We start from the raw sequence: 19092 nt of genomic DNA on the forward strand, positions 1-19092 counted from the left end.
CCGCAGGATGACGGGCGGGCAATTACTTCTGATTCAGGCTGCCAGAGAGGATGCAGAATACCCCCATCAAGTCAGCGTGACGGATGGTGACTTCCGTCTTTTCATTCACTTTTGGCTTGGCATGGTAGGCAATCCCCAGCCCTGCCGCTTTGATCATCGGCAGGTCGTTGGCACCATCGCCAATCGCCACGGTTTGCGCCAGCGGAATATCATACTCCTGCGCCAGCCGGGTCAGGGTTTTCGCTTTGTACTGCGCGTCCACAATGTCGCCGATCACATTGCCGGTAAATTTACCGTCCATGATCTCCAGTTCATTGGCTACCACGGCGGTTAATCGCAGCTTGTCGCGCAGGTATTCAGCAAAGAAGGTAAAGCCGCCGGAGGCAATCGCCACTTTCCAGCCCAGCGTTTCTAGCTTCAGCACCAGTTGCGTTAAGCCTGGCATCAGCGGCAGATTTTCACGCACCTGTTGCAGAATATTGGCGTCAGCGCCTTTCAGCGTCGCCACGCGGCTACGCAGGCTAGCGGTAAAATCGAGTTCGCCGCGCATCGCCCGTTCGGTCACTTCCGCCACCATCTCGCCCGTTCCAGCCAGTTTGGCAATTTCATCAATACATTCTATCTGGATGGCGGTGGAGTCCATGTCCATCACCAGCAAACCCGGCGCGCGCAGGTGCGGGATTTTCCCCAGCGGCGCGACATCCAGCTGCGCTTCGTGGGCCAGGCGCGTAGCCCGGGCGGTGAGTGAACCTGCCAGACGAATCACCTGATAATCTTCCACGCACCAGGCAGCAACAATCACCATTGCCGCGCCCAGTTTGCTTTGGTACTGGGTCAGACGTTGTTTATCCAGCCCACGACCATACAGCAGCCAGCCGCTACGACCTGCGTGGTAATCCAGTGGCATCACTTCATCACCACTTAATGAAAGAGGCAGACCAGGCCATAAAGAGACATCTTCAGGCAGGTCGCACCAGGTAATGTTAGGCATTAAGGCTCCTGTAAAATCGTTCGAAGCAGGGAAAATAACGCATGAGGCTACCTTGTATCCATTGCTTCTGGCAACATTAAGTCTCAAATTTTCAACGGGTGGAATATGGCTCGCACAAAACTAAAATTCCGGCTGCATCGGGCAGTGATTGTCCTGTTCTGTCTCGCGTTGTTAGTCGCACTAATGCAGGGAGCATCATGGTTTAGTCAAAACCACCAGCGACAGCGTAATCCACAGCTGGAAGAACTGGCCCGTACCCTGGCGCATCAGGTAACCCTGAACGTTGCGCCGCTGATGCGTACCAACTCACCTGATGAAAAACGCATTCGGGCGATCCTCGATCAGTTGACGGACGAAAGTCGCATCCTCGACGCGGGTGTGTATGACGAACAAGGCGATCTTATCGCCCGCGCAGGCGAAAGCGTCGAGGTGCGCGACCGACTGGCGCTCGACGGTAAAAAAGCAGGTGGCTATTTTAACCAGCAGATTGTCGAACCGATTAAGGGGAAAAATGGACCGCTCGGCTATCTGCGCCTCACGCTCGATACCCATACGCTCGCCACCGAAGCCAAACAGGTGGATAACACCACCAATATTCTACGCCTGATGCTGCTGCTCTCGCTGGCAATCGGCGTGGTGCTGACTCGCACACTGTTGCAGGGTAAACGTACCCGCTGGCAGCAATCGCCCTTCCTGTTAACCGCCAGCAAACCGGTACCGGAAGAGGAAGAAAGCGAGAAAAAAGAGTGACCCATTACTACAAGAAAGGAAATCGTTATGTCCACATTACGCCTGCTCATCTCTGACTCTTACGATCCGTGGTTTAACCTGGCGGTGGAAGAGTGTATTTTTCGCCAGATGCCCGCCACGCAGCGCGTTCTGTTTCTCTGGCGCAATGCCGACACGGTAGTGATTGGTCGTGCGCAAAACCCGTGGAAAGAGTGTAATACCCGACGGATGGAAGAAGATAACGTCCGCCTGGCACGGCGCAGCAGCGGTGGCGGCGCGGTGTTCCACGATCTCGGCAATACCTGCTTTACCTTTATGGCTGGCAAGCCGGAGTACGATAAAACCATCTCCACGGAGATTGTGCTTAATGCGCTGAACGCGCTCGGCGTCACCGCAGAAGCTTCCGGGCGCAACGATCTGGTGGTGAAAACCGCCGAAGGCGACCGCAAAGTCTCAGGCTCGGCCTATCGCGAAACCAAGGATCGCGGTTTCCACCATGGCACCTTGCTGCTCAATGCCGACCTCAGCCGCCTGGCAAACTATCTCAACCCGGATAAAAAGAAACTGGCAGCAAAAGGTATTACCTCGGTACGTTCCCGCGTGACCAATCTGACCGAGCTGCTGCCGGGGATCACCCATGAGCAGGTTTGCGAGACCATAACCGAGGCCTTTTTCGCCCATTATGGCGAGCGTGTAGAAGCGGAAATCATCTCCCCGGACAAAACGCCAGACTTGCCGAACTTCGCCGAAACCTTTGCCCGCCAGAGTAGCTGGGAGTGGAACTTCGGTCAGGCTCCGGCGTTCTCGCATCTGCTGGACGAACGCTTTACCTGGGGCGGCGTAGAACTGCATTTCGACGTTGAAAAAGGCCATATCACCCGCGCCCAGGTGTTTACCGACAGCCTTAACCCCGCGCCGCTGGAAGCTCTCGCCGGGCGGCTGCAAGGCTGCCTGTACCGCGCGGATATGCTGCAACAGGAGTGCGAAGCGCTGCTGGTCGACTTCCCTGAACAGGAAAAAGAGCTACGGGAGTTGTCGGCATGGATGGCAGGGGCGGTGCGGTAACTCGCTCATTAAAATATCCAGGGAAGGAAATATGATCGATCTGGAGAACCAGGAACGGGAGATTATCAATTTAATGTTCAGCCAGGGTATATCCTGGCTAGCCGCCATGCGTATCAGGCATAAATTATCGCTTGCTGAAGTAAGTAAAATGTTAGGTATCTCGATTAATTCTCTAAAACGGATCGAAAAGACGGAACGGCTTAGCTCAAATATCAAAAGCAAAATGGCAGGAATTTATGGTTGTCCGCCAGAGTTGCTGATATGCCCTTACTGGATGACGGTTGAACATAAATGAATAGATTCGTGAATAGATACTTGAATGGTTTTGATTTCCTATCCATATGAAAAATAATAGTAAATCTATATATCAGTCGCTATTGATGAATAGATACTAAAAAGCCGGAGCAGTCTCCCGCTCCGGCTTAACACGACAATCGCCTTTCAGCGAAACACAATTACTCTTTATCGCCCAGCAGAACGGATTCCAGTGCAATTTTGATCATGTCGTTGAAGGTGGTCTGACGCTCTTCAGCAGTGGTCTGCTCGTGAGTACGGATGTGGTCAGACACGGTGCAGATAGCCAGTGCTTTCGCACCAAACTCTGCAGCCACGCCGTAGATACCAGCCGCTTCCATTTCTACGCCGAGGATGCCGTATTTTTCCATCACGTCGAACATTTCGCCGTCCGGAGAGTAGAACAGGTCAGCGGAGAACAGGTTACCAACACGCGCATCAACGCCCAGAGCTTTAGCCGCGTCTACCGCGTTACGCACCATGTCGAAGTCAGCGATAGCGGCAAAGTCATGGTCTTTAAAACGGATACGGTTAACTTTGGAATCGGTGCAGGCACCCATACCGATAACGACGTCACGCAGTTTTACATGCGGCAGAACAGCGCCACAGGAACCTACGCGGATAATTTTCTTCACGCCGAAATCGGTGATCAGTTCTTTGGTGTAGATGGAGCAGGACGGGATACCCATACCGTGACCCATTACGGAAATTTTGCGGCCTTTGTAAGTACCAGTGAAGCCCAGCATACCGCGAACGTTGTTCACTTCACGGGCATCATCAAGGAAAGTTTCAGCAATATACTTCGCACGCAGCGGGTCGCCAGGCATCAAAACTACGTCAGCGAAATCGCCCATTTCTGCATTAATGTGTGGGGTAGCCATCGTTTTATCCTTTTTGTGACATAACAAAGGCGGAGTCAACGCTCCGCCCAAATCCATCAGAACATGGCTTTGCCATATTCCATATCAGAAGTACCAAAATATTTTGCCAGAGTCTGACCAATATCCGCGAAGGTTTCACGGTGCCCCAGCGAACCCGGTTTCACTTTCGGGCCATACACCAGTACCGGAATGTGTTCACGCGTGTGGTCAGTACCGGTCCAGGTCGGGTCGCAACCGTGGTCAGCGGTGAGGATCAGGATATCGTCATCGCGCAGCAGAGACATCAGCTCCGGCAGACGGCGGTCGAACAGTTCCAGACCCGCGGCATAACCGGCGACGTCGCGACGGTGGCCCCAGGAAGAGTCAAAGTCAACGAAGTTGGTGAAGACGATGGTGTTATCACCCGCTTCCTTCATCTCTTTAATGGTGGCGTCAAACAACGCGTCCAGACCGGTCGCTTTCACTTTCTTGGTGATACCGCAGTTAGCGTAGATGTCCGCAATCTTACCGACAGAAACCACCTGACCATGTTTTTCATCAACCAGTTTCTGCAGCACGGTCGGTGCTGGCGGTTCAACGGCCAGGTCGTGACGGTTACCGGTACGCTGGAAGTTACCGGCTTTGTCGCCGATAAACGGACGAGCGATAACACGACCGATGTTGTAGCCGCCGTTGGTCAGCTCTTCACGGGCGATTTCACACAGTTCGTAGAGTTTATCCAGACCGAAAGTTTCTTCATGGCAGGCAATCTGGAACACGGAGTCAGCGGAGGTATAGAAAATCGGCTTGCCGGTTTTCATGTGCTCTTCGCCCAGTTGATCCAGGATGACCGTACCGGAAGAGTGGCAGTTACCGAGGTAACCTGGCAGGTTAGCGCGTTCAACCAGTTTATCCAGCAGCTCTTGCGGAAAGCTGTTTTCGTGATCGGAGAAGTATCCCCACTCAAACAGAACCGGGACACCGGCGATTTCCCAGTGACCAGACGGGGTGTCTTTACCAGATGACATTTCGTGCGCCCATGCGTACGCGCCGATAACTTCAGCGTTGCCGTCCATTCCTGCCGGAATGAAACCGGTAGAACCTTCATGTGCTTTCGCCAGCCCCAGACGGGTCAGATTTGGCAGATTGAGCGGGCCTTTACGACCGTTATCAGCTTCGCCTTTGGCACAGGCTTCTGCGATATGACCCAGGGTGTCAGCCCCGACGTCACCAAAGCGTTCTGCATCTTCTGTAGCGCCGATGCCGAATGAGTCCAGCACCATAATAAATGCACGTTTCATATGTTCTCCGTACTCAGTGCTTCAAATTTAAATGATCAGATCAGTATACCGTTATTCGCTGATACGACGATAGACAGTTGGTGTGCTTTCCGGTGCTTTATCGGCAAGTTTAATTGCCGCTTTCACCGCTTTCGCCGCTTCCTGCCAGCTGTTTTCGTCTTTCGCGTGGATAACCGCCAGCGGACGCTGACCGTCTACCAGGTCGCCCAGACGCACCATATCAGTAAAGCCGACGCTGTAATCGATGGTGTCAGATGCCTGACGGCGACCGCCGCCCATCGCAACCACTGCCATTCCCAGCGCACGGGTATCCATTTCACTGACAAAACCTTCGGTATCAGCATAGACTGCTTTCGTCAGCATCGCTGTCGGCAGATACTTCGCGTAGTTCTCAACGAAGTCGGTCGGGCCTTTTTGTGCTGCCACCATACGACCAAAGACTTCTGCCGCTTTACCGTTGTCCAGCACCGCCTGCAATTTCGCGCGCGCTTCGGCGTCATCTTTCGCCAGTTTACCGGAGATAAGCATCTCCACGCACAGCGCCATCGTGACATCAAACAGACGCGGGTTACGGTATTCACCCGTCAGGAACTGCACCGCTTCACGTACTTCAACCGCGTTACCTGCACTGGAGGCCAGCACCTGATTCATATCGGTGAGCAGCGCGGTGGTGCGCACGCCAGCGCCGTTAGCCACGCCAACAATCGCTTCGGCAAGGGCTTCAGAGAGTTCGTAGGTCGGCATAAACGCGCCGCTACCTACTTTCACGTCCATCACCAGCGCGTCCAAACCTTCCGCCAGTTTCTTCGCCAGAATAGAGGCGGTGATCAGCGGAATGGAGTCCACGGTTGCGGTAATATCGCGGGTCGCGTAGAAACGTTTATCCGCCGGAGCCAGTGAGCTGGTCTGGCCGATAATCGCCACGCCGACGTCTTTAATAATTTCGCGGAAACGGTTGTCATCCGGGAAAATGTCGAAGCCAGGGATGGATTCCAGTTTGTCGAGCGTACCGCCAGTATGACCGAGGCCGCGACCGGAGATCATCGGAATATAGCCGCCGCAGGCTGCGACCATTGGCCCTAACATCAGCGAAGTGACATCGCCGACGCCACCGGTCGAGTGTTTATCAACAATCGGGCCATTCAGATGCAGGCTTTTCCAGTCGAGAACGGTTCCTGAATCTCGCATCGCCATGGTCAGCGAGACACGCTCAGGCATTGTCATATCGTGGAAGAAAATGGTCATCGCGAGGGCGGCAATCTGCCCTTCGGAGATAGTGTTGTCGCGAATGCCGTTGATAAAGAAACGAATTTCTTCATCACTCAGCGCATGACCATCACGTTTTTTACGAATAATTTCTTGTGCGAGAAACAAGGTAACCTCCCGTGGAAAAGAGTATGAGGCGGCTTTTGCCGGATGCGTCTACGCCTTATCCGGCCTACGGGTGATACGTCTCGTAGGCCTGATAAGCGCAGCGCATCAGGCGCAAAGCATCTTACTTAGTAGCTGCTGGCGCTCTTACCGTCGCCGTGGCCCAGCGCTTTCAGCAGGCTTGCCAGCAGGCTGGAAGCGCCAAAGCGATAGTGACGCGCATCTGCCCAGTCAGCACCGAACAGTTCATCTGCAATAGCGAGATATTTCTGCGCATCTTCCGCAGTACGCACGCCGCCCGCCGGTTTGAAACCAACGGTTTTCTCTACGCCCATATCACGGATCACTTCCATCATGATGCGCGCGCTTTCCGGCGTCGCGTTCACTGCCACTTTACCGGTAGAGGTTTTGATGAAGTCGGCACCCGCTTTGATGGAGATTTCAGACGCTTTGCGGATCAGCGCTTCGTCTTTCAGTTCGCCGGTTTCGATGATCACTTTCAGCAGTACGTTCGCCGCTGCGCAAGCCTCTTTACAGGCTTTCACCAGATCAAAACCAACTTGCTCGTTGCCCGCCATCAGCGCACGGTACGGGAACACCACGTCAACTTCATCAGCACCGTAGGCGATTGCCGCACGGGTTTCTGCCAGTGCAATTTCAATGTCATCGTTACCGTGTGGGAAGTTGGTTACCGTAGCAATACGGATTTCCGGGGTGCCCTGCTCTTTCAGCGTTTTGCGAGCAATCGGGATAAAGCGAGGATAGATACAGATAGCAGCGGTATTGCCGACCGGAGTTTTGGCCTGATGACACAGGGCGATCACTTTCTCGTCGGTGTCGTCGTCATTCAGGGTAGTCAGGTCCATCAATTTCAGTGCACGCAGGCTGCTTGCTTTCAGATCAGTCATTTCATTCTCCTGGCTTGTCGCCAATAAAATTCACCTTGCGAGTTTGTTAGTATTCTAACATCGACTCCGCAACACACTTCGATATACATCACAATTAAGAAAATCTACTTACAAATTTGCATTACGGTAATGCGATCTGGTTCAAATAATTCACTTTCAAATGAATGCACCGGTGGTGACAAACGCATCAGGATCAAAGTGAACATCACGAAACTTCTTACAATGGCGCATCACCTTTGGCATAAAAGGAAAAGAAGATGCCCACTTCTCACGAGATTGCACTGCAACAACGTTGCCAGCAAATTGTCACAAGTCCGGAGCTTAGTCCGGAGCAGAAACGCCATTTTCTGGCGCTGGAAGCAGAAAACAATCTGCCTTATCCGCAGCTACCTGCCGAAGCCCGCCGCGCGCTGGATGAAGGCGTAATCTGCGATATGTTTGAAGGTCATGCGCCGTACAAACCGCGCTATGTCTTACCCGATTACGCCCGTTTTCTGGCGAACGGTTCCGAATGGCTGGAGCTGGAAGGCGCGAAAGATCTTGATGACGCGCTCTCTCTGTTGACCATTCTTTATCATCATGTCCCTTCGGTCACATCGATGCCGGTCTACCTGGGGCAGCTGGATGCGTTGTTGCAACCGTATGTTAGAATTCTAACACAAAACGAGATCGACATTCGAATAAAACGTTTCTGGCGTTACCTCGACAGAACCCTGCCAGACGCCTTTATGCACGCCAATATCGGCCCGTCTGATTCGCCCATTACCCGAGCAATTTTACGCGCAGACGCAGAACTGAAGCAGGTTTCACCGAACCTGACCTTTATCTACGATCCTGAAATTACCCCTGATGACCTGCTGCTGGAAGTGGCGAAAAACATCTGTGAATGTAGCAAACCGCACATCGCCAACGGTCCGGTGCATGATAAAATTTTCACAAAAGGGGGCTACGGGATTGTGAGCTGTTACAACTCACTGCCGCTGGCGGGTGGTGGCAGCACGCTGGTGCGCCTTAACCTGAAAGCCATTGCCGAGCGCAGCGAATCGCTGGAAGACTTCTTTACGCGCACTCTACCGCACTACTGCCAGCAGCAGATCGCCATCATCGATGCGCGGTGTGAATTCCTCTATCAACAATCACACTTCTTTGAGAATAGCTTCCTGGTGAAAGAAGGGCTGATTAACCCTGAACGTTTTGTGCCAATGTTTGGCATGTATGGGCTGGCGGAAGCGGTTAACTTGCTGTGCGAGAAAGAAGGGATTGCCGCGCGCTACGGTAAAGAGGCCGCCGCAAATGAAGTGGGTTATCGCATCAGCGCGCAACTGGCGGAGTTTGTCGCCAATACCCCTGTGAAATATGGCTGGCAAAAACGCGCCATGTTGCACGCACAGTCGGGGATCAGTTCCGATATCGGCACCACGCCGGGCGCGCGTTTGCCGTATGGCGATGAGCCAGATCCGATCACCCATCTGCAAACTGTCGCCCCGCATCATGCTTATTATTATTCCGGCATCAGCGACATTCTGACGCTCGACGAAACCATCAAACGTAACCCGCAGGCACTGGTACAGCTTTGCCTCGGTGCCTTTAAAGCCGGAATGCGTGAATTTACCGCCAATGTCAGCGGTAACGATCTGGTTCGCGTTACCGGTTATATGGTGCGTTTGTCGGATTTAGAAAAATATCGCGCCGAAGGTTCACGCACCAACACCACCTGGCTGGGCGAAGAAGCCGCACGCAACACTCGTATTCTGGAACGCCAGCCGCGCGTGATAAGCCATGAACAGCAGATGCGCTTTAGTCAGTAAGATTATCCCCTTCTCCTGCGTTGACGGGCCAGGCAGTCGTCTGGCTCTGTTTTTGCAGGGCTGCAATCTGCGCTGCAAAAACTGTCACAATCCGTGGACGATGGGACGTTGCAATGACTGTGGGGAGTGCGTGCCACAGTGTCCGCATCAGGCGTTGCAGATTGTTGACGGCAAAGTGCTGTGGAACGCTGTGGTCTGCGAGCAATGTGATACCTGCCTGAAGATGTGTCCGCAACACGCCACGCCAATGGCGCAATCCATGAGCGTGGACGAGGTGCTTAGCCATGTCCGCAAAGCGGTGCTGTTTATTGAAGGGATAACGGTAAGCGGCGGCGAAGCCACGACCCAGCTGCCGTTTGTGGTGGCGCTGTTTGCTGCCATCAAAAACGATCCGCAATTGTGCCATCTCACCTGTCTGGTGGACAGTAACGGCATGTTGAGTGAAACCGGCTGGGAAAAATTACTCCCGGTGTGCGACGGCGCGATGCTCGATCTCAAAGCGTGGGGGAGCAAATGTCATCAACAATTAACCGGACGCGATAATCAGCAGATTAAGCGCAGCATTAGTCTGCTTGCCGATCGCGGCAGGCTGGCGGAACTGCGTTTGCTGGTAATCCCAGGCCAGGTTGATTATTTGCAACACATCGATGAGCTGGCGGCGTTTATCAAGGGACTTGGAGATGTTCCGGTTCGCCTGAACGCATTTCATGCCCACGGCGTGTATGGCGAGGCGCAAAGCTGGCCGAGCGCCACGCCGGAAGACGTTGAGTCGTTGGCTGATGCGTTAAAGGTGCGCGGGGTGAGTCGGTTAATATTTCCGGCGCTGTATTTGTGACATGCCGGATGCGGCCTACGGTTCGGCATAAACTTGTAGGCATGATAAGACGCGACAAGCGTCGCATCTGGCATTGTGCACCGACTGCCGGATGCGGCGTGAACGCCTTATCCGGCCTACGGTTCGGCACAGACTTGTAGGCATGATAAGACGCGTCAAGCGTCGCATCTGGCATTGTGCGCCAACTGCCGGATGCGGCGTGAACGCCTTATCCGGCCTACGGTTCGGCACAGTCCTCCAGGCATGATAAGACGCGACAAGCGTCGCATCTGGCATTGTGCGCCGACTGCCGGATGCGGCGTGAACGCCTTATCCGGCCTACGGTCGGCACAGGCCTGTAGGCATGATAAGACGCGACAAGCGTCGCATCAGGCATTGTGCGCCAACTGCCGGATGCGGCGTGAACGCCTTATCCGACCTACGGCACGTTAAACAACGTATACGTGTTATTAAGCAACACTTCGGCAATCTCATCCACGGGTTCCGGGCGTAACTCGCAAAGCACGGCAAACACACGGGCAGCCTGCTCCGGGCGGTTAGGCTGCCCCTGAAAACCGTTGAGCGGCATATCCGGCGCGTCGGTTTCCAGCAACAACGATGCCAACGGTAATTTTGCGATGACATCGCGGGTTTTACTGGCGCGTGGATAGGTGATAGTACCGCCTACGCCAATTTTGTAGCCCAGCTGTACAAACCGTTCGGCCTGCTGCAAGCTGCCGGAAAAACCGTGAACCACGCCAGTGCACGGCAAATCGTGACGCTTAAGATGCATCGCCAGTTTGTCGTGCGTGCGCCGTGAATGAAGGATCACCGGCAGATCGTAGCGTTTCGCCAGTTTCAGTTGTTCGTCGAGCAACCACTGCTGCCTCTCAAATTGCGGATCATCGCCGAAGAGATCCAGACCGATCTCCCCCACCGCCACCACCTTCGCCGGACGCCTTTCCAGCGCCTGCTGTAACTGCTCCAGCGATGCATCGTTATGTTTTTCCAACATACCAGGATGCAAGCCCAATGCGGCATACAGTGGCTGATAATTTTCCGCCAGTGCCAACACGCGGGCAAAATTTGCCGCCTCGGTTGCCGGAACAATGATCTTGCCTACGCCCGCTTGTGCCGCGCGTTGCAGGCTGGCCTCTTCATCGCCGCTAAACGGCGGGAAATCAAAATGGCAGTGGGTGTCGATAAAACGGCAAATCAAGCCAGATCCTCATTGTTAAATGTCGGGTCGTTCGCCTGCGGAGCATCGCTCACTTCGGCAACCAGCGTATCGTTGGCGACTGGCGCAGGCGGAATGACAATCGATTCCGGCGTCACCACTGGCACCAGATGGCGGGTAAGCGGCGCTTTTTCAGTTAATAGCTTGCCAACCGTGGCGAGGAAATAACGACCGCATAAACGCCCAAGTTTATAGTCTTCACGCAGCGCCGGAATCCGACTGCCAAGCGCGATACTATGCAATGGCTTCGGCGGATAAATTTCGAATATCCGCAGCTTGCCCGGTGGTTTCTCAATAAACTGCTGAATGTCACGATAGCTGGTTTCATGATGCTGCACCAGATTGACCAGCGGCTGCAGGCTACTGTCACCCAGCCAGCGTTCCATGCGTTTGAACCACTGCGGCGTGTAGTACATTTGTGACGGCACAGTGCGGATGACGACCAACGTTTTAGCGCCCTGCCTTGCCGCCTCTTTAACCGGAATCGCATCACTGATCCCACCATCCAGGTAGTTAATGCCTTCCAGCGACACTCCGCTACGATAAAAACCAGGTATCGCACTGGAGGCGCGAATCACATCCAGCCAGTTTTGTTTGGTCGGTAAAAAGTAATTCGGCGCATAGTCGTCCTCACGACAGGCACACATATAAAACGATTTACCGCTCTCAAACAGCCGCGCGGCGGTGTCCATTTGCAACGGCATCTGGCTTGCGGTGGCCTCCACCAGCCAGTCGAGATCGATAAGATTTCCTCCACGGACGAAGCGCACTGGATCGAAAAATTCGCGTTTTGTGGTATAGCGCATGATGACTTTGCGCGCGTAACCGGGCTGATTGCAGATATATGCCGAAAGGTTCTGCGCCCCGGCTGATGTGCCGAGATAAAGATCGAAAGGATTAAACTGCGCGCGCATAAACTCATCCAGCACGCCAGCCGTGAAAATTCCACGCTGCCCGCCGCCTTCGCACACCAGAGCAATTCGTCCAGGCTGGAACGGCCTTAGCGACAACGGCGCAATATTACCAAGCGTTACAGGTATTCGCTGCCCCACCTCTGCCTTCCTGTTTTTGTTGTGAAAGACTGACAAAGTAACGCAATTTATTATTCGCTAAAACCGCAAAAGCCAGTCCGTTGGACTGGCTTTGTATAAAATTTTCTTAATGGTTTGAAATCTAGGGTCGTTTTCGGCCCATAAACAAACTCACCAGGAACAGAATAATCCCGACGACAAAGACAATTTTAGCTGCGCCTGCAGCGGTACCGGCCAGACCACCAAACCCAAGTGCGGCGGCGATTAACGCGATAACCAGAAATATGATGCCCCAACGAAACATAAGCGTCTCCTTTACCATAGTTAATGTCACCGCTTGATATGAGCGTGAAAATCACTCAATGCGATATTTTTAGTGTGGTGCACATCGCGCCTCCCGACAAAGTTCGGGAGAACGAATTACGACGAATTACTTAGTTTTCAGATCATTTTTAACGCTTTTCACACCATCTACCGCTTTGGCGATACTTTCAGCACGGTCGCTTTGTGCCTGGGAATCGACGGTACCGGAGAGCTGAACCACGCCGTCGGTGGTTTCAACTTTCACATGACGGGAAGGGACGATGTCATCCGCCAGCAGTTTGGCTTTGATTTCACTGGTGGTGGCGGTGTCCCCCGCATAGCCCTTCACAGAGCCTTCTTTAGCGTCGCGAACGTGCAGTTTGTCGCTGACAGAGGTCACGCCTTCAACGCCTTTCGCCACTTTCACAGCCTCTTCGGCCTGGGCCTGGCTTTCAACGAAACCGCTCAGGGTCACAACTTTTTGATCGGTTTTGACAGAGATATCAGTGCTCTTGATGTTGTCATGATCCACCAGGGCCGCCTTCACTTTCGCGGTGATGGCGCTGTCATCCATGAAATTACCGACTTTATTCATAGAGCTATCGACTTTTTGCCCTGCGCTTTCATTGGTTGTCTGCGCGCTGTTTTCCGCAAAAGCAGAGCCGGTCGCGACGGCAGAGGTCAACATTACAGCCAGCAGAGTTTTCGAAATCTTCAGTCTTGTCATAGTCATCGATTTATTCCTGTATGTTTGCTCGTAATTTGAGCCAGGCAACACGAGGTTGCATTGCTGAAAGGGAGAGACTTCACCCTGTACAGAAGTCAATGGTCGCCATCACAAAAGCGATGAGTGATGAATAACGACCATTACAGCCTCTGAATCAGTTATTAATATCAATCGGATGACAGTTAACGGTTTTAAATACTGATATCTACGTATTGATCGGTATTTAAAGCCGTCACAAATGTCATCACTTTGTTAAATATAGATCACAATTTTGAAACCGCTCGCCGTATCGACTAAAAAACGCGCAAACATAAGCAAAAGCGAATGTTTTAAGAACATTCCGCAAGCGGCTAATAAGGAAGGGAAATTGACAGGGCGCGGCGGATACCGCGCCCTGGAGGCAAGAATTAATGCTCGCGGGTCTGGTGGAACTGAACGTCCGGGTAACGCTCCTGCGCCAGGCGCAGGTTGACCATGCTGGTAGCGATGTAAGCGAGGTTGTCGCCGCCATCCAGCGCCAGTTGGCTTTCGTTCTTACGCTTGAACTCTTCGAATTTCTTCGCGTCCGCGCATTCTACCCAGCGAGCGGTGGCGACGTTGACTGACTCATACACCGCTTCGACGTTGTATTCGCTCTTCAGGCGCGATACCACCACATCAAACTGCAGCACACCAACCGCACCAACGATCAGATCGTTGTTGGAGATCGGACGGAACACCTGCACCGCGCCCTCTTCGGAAAGCTGTACCAGCCCTTTGAGCAGCTGTTTTTGCTTCAGCGGATCTTTCAGGCGGATACGACGGAACAGTTCTGGCGCGAAGTTCGGAATGCCGGTGAACTTCATCATCTCACCCTGGGTAAAGGTGTCGCCGATCTGAATAGTGCCGTGGTTGTGCAGACCAAGGATGTCGCCCGGATACGCTTCTTCAACGTGCGAACGGTCACCCGCCATAAAGGTCAGCGCGTCGGAGATCACCACATCTTTCGCGGTGCGCACCTGGCGCAGTTTCATGCCTTTTTCATATTTACCGGACACCACACGCATAAACGCCACGCGGTCGCGGTGTTTCGGGTCCATGTTGGCCTGAATTTTAAATACGAAGCCGGTAAATTTGTCTTCGCTCGCTTCTACGGTACGGGTATCAGTCTGACGCGGCATCGGCGCAGGTGCCCACTCCACCAGGCCATCCAGCATATGATCGACGCCGAAGTTACCCAGCGCAGTACCGAAGAATACCGGAGTGATTTCGCCCGCAAGGAATAATTCTTTGTCGAACTCGTTAGACGCGCCTTTCACCAGTTCCAGTTCGTCACGCAGCTGCTGTGCCAGATCTTCACCGACCGCAGCATCGAGATCCGGGTTATTCAGCCCTTTAACAATGCGGACTTCCTGAATGGTGTGGCCTTTACCGCTCTGATAGAGATAGGTTTCATCTTTATAAAGGTGGTAAACGCCTTTAAACAGCTTGCCGCAGCCAATCGGCCAGGTGATCGGTGCGCAGCCGATTTTCAGCTCGTTCTCAACTTCATCGAGCAGTTCCATCGGGTCGCGGATATCACGGTCAAGTTTGTTCATAAAGGTGAGGATCGGCGTGTCGCGCAGACGGGTAACTTCCATCAGCTTACGGGTACGATCTTCAACACCTTTTGCGGCGTCGATAACCATCAGGCAGCAGTCCACCGCGGTCAGAGTACGATAGGTATCTTCCGAGAAGTCTTCGTGCCCCGGGGTGTCGAGCAGGTTAACCAGGCAATCCTTATAAGGGAACTGCATCACAGAAGTGGTAATAGAGATACCACGCTGCTTTTCCATCTCCATCCAGTCCGACTTAGCGTGCTGGTTAGAACCACGGCCTTTTACTGTACCGGCGGTCTGAATGGCCTGTCCGAACAGCAGCACCTTCTCGGTGATGGTGGTTTTACCGGCGTCCGGGTGAGAAATAATGGCAAAAGTGCGGCGCTTCGCCACCTCTTGCAAATAAGGAGACAACGTCATAATTCTTTCTTCTTGAGTAAGCGGCATCGCGCCGCGCTTGTTGAAAACGAAAAATTGCGGCTATTTTACCCATCAACGGGGGGGAGGCAATCAGTGTTTACACAGGAGCTGCTCCAGTTCGTGCAACGAAGAAACGGTCCAGGTGGGCGCGATGCCTTCTGGTTGCTCGCGATTGTGCGCATTCAGCCAGCAGGTCGCAAGCCCGGCGTTGATGCCACCGAGAATATCGGACTCAGCTGTGTCGCCAACCATCAGCACGCGTGAACGGTCAGGATTGCCCGCCTGTTCCAGCGCATAATCGAAAATTTTCTTATTCGGTTTGGCAACGCCAACTTCTTCGGAAATCACCAGCAAATCGAAATAATCACGCAGACCCGTGCGTTCCAGACGCACTTGCTGCAAGGCGCTAAAACCGTTGGTGATGATGCCGATTTTGGCGTTGCCACGAATGGCGTTAAGCAGGGAAACCGCCCCCGGCAGCGGCGTACAGATTTCCGCCATCGCATTAATAAAGGCGTCGTTGAGTTTACCCGGCTCGACGTTCAGGCGTTCGGCCCAGCTCTCAAAACGCCCGTGCTGAAGCTGTAATGAAGTGATCGCGCCGTTTTGATAATCCACCCACAGTGGCTTGTTAACGGCCTGATAGTCCTGAAAATCTTCAGCGGTAAAGGTGACGCTGTAATCAAGAAACATCCGCTGCAGGCCGGTGAATGAGTCAAAGGTAAACAGCGTTTCATCGGCATCAAAGAAAATCCAGTCCCACTTCATTATTCCACCTTGTCTTACATACTGATTGGCAACGCCATGATGATGGCGTCTTCGCGACCGTCCGTGGTGGGGTAGTAATTGCGGCGAATCGTCACCTCGTTAAAGCCTAAACTTTCGTACAGGGCAATGGCGGCAGCGTTTGAGGCACGGACTTCCAGCCAGAGCGTCGCCACGCCGCGTTTTTCCAGTTCGTCGATCAGATGTTCCAGCAGCGCCCTTCCCAGTCCCTGACGCTGATAGTCGGGATCGACCGCAATATTGAACAATGTAGCTTCATCCAGCACCACTTGCGTAATCGCAAACGCCGCCATTTTGCCGTTTTGCGTTAACTGAAAGTTGAGATAACGCTCGCCCTGATTGCTGGCAAACGTTTTTTCACTCCACGGAAAGGCGTGGGCACGTTGTTCAATGTGGAAAGCCGCTGGTAAATCAGTCGTTTCGAGGGAAGAAATCGTGTTCATATGTGCAAATTTGTTGCCATAACGCGGCGCGTGCCGTTGGGTTTGCCCGTAATTCGGTGAGCGCCGGTGATGCCACCTGAGCGCCTTCCAGTGATAGCGGTTCGTCAGTACCCAACCGCCAGCTGTTGCAGCGACTGCCTTGCGGCAGCATCGCGATCCTATCTGGCGTCAGTTGCAGCACTTGATCGGGGCTGACGGTTAATGCACGCAGAACATCGCTCACCAGTGGATCGGTCAGGGCGGGAAGATCGTTTGCCACCATCACCAGACGGACGTGTGCCGGGATCGCAATGGCAATCTCCCCCTGCAACGCGCCAGGGCGACGCAGCGACCACTGGGTAATGCCCAGTTGCTGTAACTGCCAGTCTCGTCGGGATGTCATAGCGAATCGCTCCTGTTGTCAGGGGCGCAAATATAGCAAATTCGTCGATACCGCGCCAACATATGGCTATAATCGCCGCCAGTATCAATTGAGGAGCATTCCATGTCTGCATTTACCCCGGCAAGTGAAGTCTTGCTGCGTCACAGTGATGATTTCGAACAAAGCCGTATTCTGTTTGCCGGAGACTTACAGGATGACCTGCCCGCGCGTTTAGATACCGCGGCCAGCCGTGCTCATACCCAGCAATTCCACCACTGGCAGGTGTTAAGCCGCCAGATGGGAGATAACGCCCGTTTTAGTCTGGTCGCCACGGCGGATGACGTCGCAGATTGCGATACGCTGATTTACTACTGGCCGAAGAATAAACCAGAAGCCCAGTTCCAGTTGATGAATTTACTTTCTCTGCTGCCGGTGGGGACGGATATTTTTGTCGTTGGTGAAAACCGCAGCGGCGTACGCAGCGCCGAGCAGATGCTAGCCGATTATGCGCCGTTGAATAAAGTCGACAGCGCCCGTCGCTGTGGCCTCTATTTTGGTCGTCTGGAAAAACAGCCGGTGTTTGATGCGGATAAATTCTGGGGCGAATACAGCGTCGATGGCCTGACGGTCAAAACGCTGCCTGGCGTGTTTAGCCGCGACGGTCTGGATGTCGGTAGCCAGTTGCTGCTCTCGACGTTAACCCCGCACACGAAAGGTAAAGTGCTGGATGTCGGCTGTGGCGCGGGTGTGCTTTCAGTTGCCTTTGCGCGCCATTCGCCGAAAATTCGTCTCACCTTGTGCGATGTCTCTGCCCCGGCGGTAGAAGCCAGCCGTGCGACGCTTGCGGCCAACGGTGTTGAAGGTGAAGTCTTTGCCAGCAACGTCTTTTCCGAGGTGAAAGGTCGTTTTGATATGATCATCTCCAACCCGCCGTTCCACGATGGGATGCAAACCAGCCTGGATGCGGCGCAAACGCTAATTCGCGGCGCGGTGCGTCATCTTAATAGCGGCGGCGAGTTGCGAATTGTAGCGAACGCCTTCCTGCCTTATCCGGACGTGCTGGATGAGACATTTGGCTTCCACGAAGTGATCGCGCAAACCGGGCGCTTCAAGGTGTATCGCGCCATTATGACCCGCCAGGCGAAGAAAGGTTAAGTATCTAGCACCTGTCGCCGCATACCGTGCTGGATGCGGCGTGAACGCCTTATACAACCTACAAAACCTGCACGTTAGCCCTTCGTAGGCCAGATAAGACGCGCCAGCGTCGCATCTGGCATCTGCACCCAAATACCGTGTCGGATGCGGCGTGAACGCCTTATCCGACCTACCAAACCTGCACGCTAGTTTCCTGATGGCCATTTTTCCAGCAATTACACATCAGGCGATAATTAACTATTGACGAAAAGCTGAAAACAACTAGAATGCGCCTCCGTGGTAGCAATTCTTTTTTAAGAATTGATGGTATGCGAAGGTGGCGGAATTGGTAGACGCGCTAGCTTCAGGTGTTAGTGTCCTTTCGGACGTGGGGGTTCAAGTCCCCCCCCTCGCACCAAAAACCACGTTGATATTGCTTGCACTGGGCGAAGGTGGCGGAATTGGTAGACGCGCTAGCTTCAGGTGTTAGTGTCCTTTCGGACGTGGGGGTTCAAGTCCCCCCCCTCGCACCAAACGAGGCGATATCAAAAAAAGTAAGATGACTGTGCGAAGGTGGCGGAATTGGTAGACGCGCTAGCTTCAGGTGTTAGTGTCCTTACGGACGTGGGGGTTCAAGTCCCCCCCCTCGCACCAATTATCTTTACTTCCTTCCCTGTTTTATCATCCCTGATTCCCGTTCATTATCATCAGCATGACGCCAGAAATAAGCGCCAGGCACGATGGTAGCAAAACGTAATGCCGTAATTGTTTGTGATACAGCATCACCGGCGTCAATACTAATCCCATCAGAATGACAATCCGCCACTGATCCGGCGATAAATCCGCATAAATCAGCCCTGCAATCAGCAATCCTGGCAGCAACACTCCCCAGCCACTGCCCAGCATACGTTGCAACATGGTTTGATCTCTTT

Annotated in this window: 20 protein-coding genes and 3 tRNA genes; 9 read left to right on the forward strand and 14 right to left on the reverse strand. The window is 53.4% G+C overall.

Annotated features, from left to right (window positions below; genetic code table 11):
• Window positions 1-22 precede the first annotated feature (22 nt).
• On the reverse strand, window positions 23-991 hold the full coding sequence (gene serB, locus D9736_RS05550; protein WP_130257882.1) for a phosphoserine phosphatase: 969 nt from the start codon (window positions 989-991) through the stop codon (window positions 23-25).
• A 105-nt stretch (window positions 992-1096) separates the two neighbouring features.
• Here serB and D9736_RS05555 point away from each other — a divergent pair, with 105 nt between their 5' ends.
• The 3 genes from D9736_RS05555 to D9736_RS05565 are packed head-to-tail and all read left to right on the forward strand — an operon-like array spanning window position 1097 to window position 3080.
• Window positions 1097-1741 carry a YtjB family periplasmic protein gene (locus D9736_RS05555; protein WP_130204786.1) on the forward strand — a complete coding sequence of 215 codons (645 nt, stop codon included), beginning with the start codon at window positions 1097-1099 and terminating at the stop codon, window positions 1739-1741.
• A gap of 27 nt (window positions 1742-1768) precedes the next feature.
• Window positions 1769-2785, forward strand: a complete 1017-nt coding sequence (gene lplA / locus D9736_RS05560) for a lipoate--protein ligase LplA (protein ID WP_130257883.1) — start codon at window positions 1769-1771, stop codon at window positions 2783-2785.
• A gap of 31 nt (window positions 2786-2816) precedes the next feature.
• A complete protein-coding gene (locus D9736_RS05565; RefSeq protein WP_130257884.1) occupies window positions 2817-3080 on the forward strand; it encodes a helix-turn-helix transcriptional regulator in 264 nt (87 codons plus the stop codon).
• 160 nt (window positions 3081-3240) lie between these two features.
• Here D9736_RS05565 and deoD read toward each other — a convergent pair whose 3' ends face one another.
• The 4 genes from deoD to deoC all read right to left on the reverse strand — a co-directional run bounded on the left by deoD (window position 3241) and on the right by deoC (window position 7519).
• Window positions 3241-3960: a purine-nucleoside phosphorylase gene (gene deoD / locus D9736_RS05570; protein ID WP_130257885.1), complete on the reverse strand. Its 720-nt coding sequence runs from the start codon at window positions 3958-3960 to the stop codon at window positions 3241-3243.
• Between the two features lie 56 nt (window positions 3961-4016).
• Entirely contained in the window at window positions 4017-5240 is a 1224-nt protein-coding gene (gene deoB / locus D9736_RS05575) for a phosphopentomutase (RefSeq protein ID WP_000816471.1), read from the reverse strand.
• A gap of 51 nt (window positions 5241-5291) precedes the next feature.
• Window positions 5292-6614, reverse strand: a complete 1323-nt coding sequence (gene deoA / locus D9736_RS05580) for a thymidine phosphorylase (protein WP_130257886.1) — start codon at window positions 6612-6614, stop codon at window positions 5292-5294.
• Window positions 6615-6739: 125 nt separating this feature from the next.
• Window positions 6740-7519 carry a deoxyribose-phosphate aldolase gene (gene deoC / locus D9736_RS05585; protein WP_001295412.1) on the reverse strand — a complete coding sequence of 260 codons (780 nt, stop codon included), beginning with the start codon at window positions 7517-7519 and terminating at the stop codon, window positions 6740-6742.
• 257 nt (window positions 7520-7776) lie between these two features.
• Here deoC and D9736_RS05590 point away from each other — a divergent pair, with 257 nt between their 5' ends.
• On the forward strand, window positions 7777-9327 hold the full coding sequence (locus tag D9736_RS05590) for a YjjI family glycine radical enzyme (RefSeq protein ID WP_130257887.1): 1551 nt from the start codon (window positions 7777-7779) through the stop codon (window positions 9325-9327).
• On the forward strand, window positions 9299-10162 hold the full coding sequence (locus D9736_RS05595) for a YjjW family glycine radical enzyme activase (RefSeq protein ID WP_130257888.1): 864 nt from the start codon (window positions 9299-9301) through the stop codon (window positions 10160-10162). Before D9736_RS05590 ends, D9736_RS05595 begins: the two co-directional genes overlap by 29 nt.
• A gap of 418 nt (window positions 10163-10580) precedes the next feature.
• On the opposite strand, the gene D9736_RS05600 is transcribed toward D9736_RS05595, so the two are convergent.
• From D9736_RS05600 to holD, 8 genes are all read right to left on the reverse strand, one after another.
• Window positions 10581-11360 carry a metal-dependent hydrolase gene (locus D9736_RS05600; protein WP_130257889.1) on the reverse strand — a complete coding sequence of 260 codons (780 nt, stop codon included), beginning with the start codon at window positions 11358-11360 and terminating at the stop codon, window positions 10581-10583.
• Window positions 11357-12430, reverse strand: a complete 1074-nt coding sequence (locus D9736_RS05605) for a patatin family protein (RefSeq protein WP_130257890.1) — start codon at window positions 12428-12430, stop codon at window positions 11357-11359. The genes D9736_RS05600 and D9736_RS05605 overlap by 4 nt, the downstream gene beginning before the upstream one ends.
• A gap of 121 nt (window positions 12431-12551) precedes the next feature.
• Window positions 12552-12713, reverse strand: coding sequence for a DUF1328 family protein (locus D9736_RS05610; RefSeq protein WP_000490275.1), 162 nt, complete (start codon window positions 12711-12713; stop codon window positions 12552-12554).
• A gap of 126 nt (window positions 12714-12839) precedes the next feature.
• A complete protein-coding gene (gene osmY / locus D9736_RS05615) occupies window positions 12840-13445 on the reverse strand; it encodes a molecular chaperone OsmY (RefSeq protein ID WP_130217540.1) in 606 nt (201 codons plus the stop codon).
• A gap of 401 nt (window positions 13446-13846) precedes the next feature.
• Window positions 13847-15436 carry a peptide chain release factor 3 gene (gene prfC, locus D9736_RS05620; protein ID WP_130204770.1) on the reverse strand — a complete coding sequence of 530 codons (1590 nt, stop codon included), beginning with the start codon at window positions 15434-15436 and terminating at the stop codon, window positions 13847-13849.
• 90 nt (window positions 15437-15526) lie between these two features.
• The gene (yjjG, locus tag D9736_RS05625; protein ID WP_000870705.1) at window positions 15527-16204 is read right to left on the reverse strand and encodes a pyrimidine 5'-nucleotidase; all 678 of its coding nucleotides are present in this window, start codon (window positions 16202-16204) and stop codon (window positions 15527-15529) included.
• A 14-nt stretch (window positions 16205-16218) separates the two neighbouring features.
• Window positions 16219-16665, reverse strand: coding sequence for a ribosomal protein S18-alanine N-acetyltransferase (gene rimI / locus D9736_RS05630; RefSeq protein ID WP_130257891.1), 447 nt, complete (start codon window positions 16663-16665; stop codon window positions 16219-16221).
• A complete protein-coding gene (holD, locus tag D9736_RS05635) occupies window positions 16634-17047 on the reverse strand; it encodes a DNA polymerase III subunit psi (protein ID WP_130204768.1) in 414 nt (137 codons plus the stop codon). Before holD ends, rimI begins: the two co-directional genes overlap by 32 nt.
• 102 nt (window positions 17048-17149) lie before the next feature.
• On the opposite strand from holD, the gene rsmC reads away from it, so the two are divergent.
• From rsmC to D9736_RS05655, 4 genes are all read left to right on the forward strand, one after another.
• Window positions 17150-18181, forward strand: a complete 1032-nt coding sequence (gene rsmC, locus D9736_RS05640) for a 16S rRNA (guanine(1207)-N(2))-methyltransferase RsmC (protein WP_001272323.1) — start codon at window positions 17150-17152, stop codon at window positions 18179-18181.
• Between the two features lie 310 nt (window positions 18182-18491).
• Window positions 18492-18578 (forward strand) — tRNA-Leu (locus D9736_RS05645).
• A gap of 28 nt (window positions 18579-18606) precedes the next feature.
• Window positions 18607-18693 (forward strand) — tRNA-Leu (locus tag D9736_RS05650).
• A 34-nt stretch (window positions 18694-18727) separates the two neighbouring features.
• Window positions 18728-18814 (forward strand) — tRNA-Leu (locus D9736_RS05655).
• Between the two features lie 27 nt (window positions 18815-18841).
• Here the strand turns inward: D9736_RS05655 and D9736_RS05660 are convergent.
• Window positions 18842-19078: a DUF1435 domain-containing protein gene (locus tag D9736_RS05660; RefSeq protein WP_130257892.1), complete on the reverse strand. Its 237-nt coding sequence runs from the start codon at window positions 19076-19078 to the stop codon at window positions 18842-18844.
• Window positions 19079-19092: the final 14 nt, after the last annotated feature.

The organism is Escherichia sp. E10V10, from assembly GCF_004211985.1.
GTDB lineage: Bacteria > Pseudomonadota > Gammaproteobacteria > Enterobacterales > Enterobacteriaceae > Escherichia.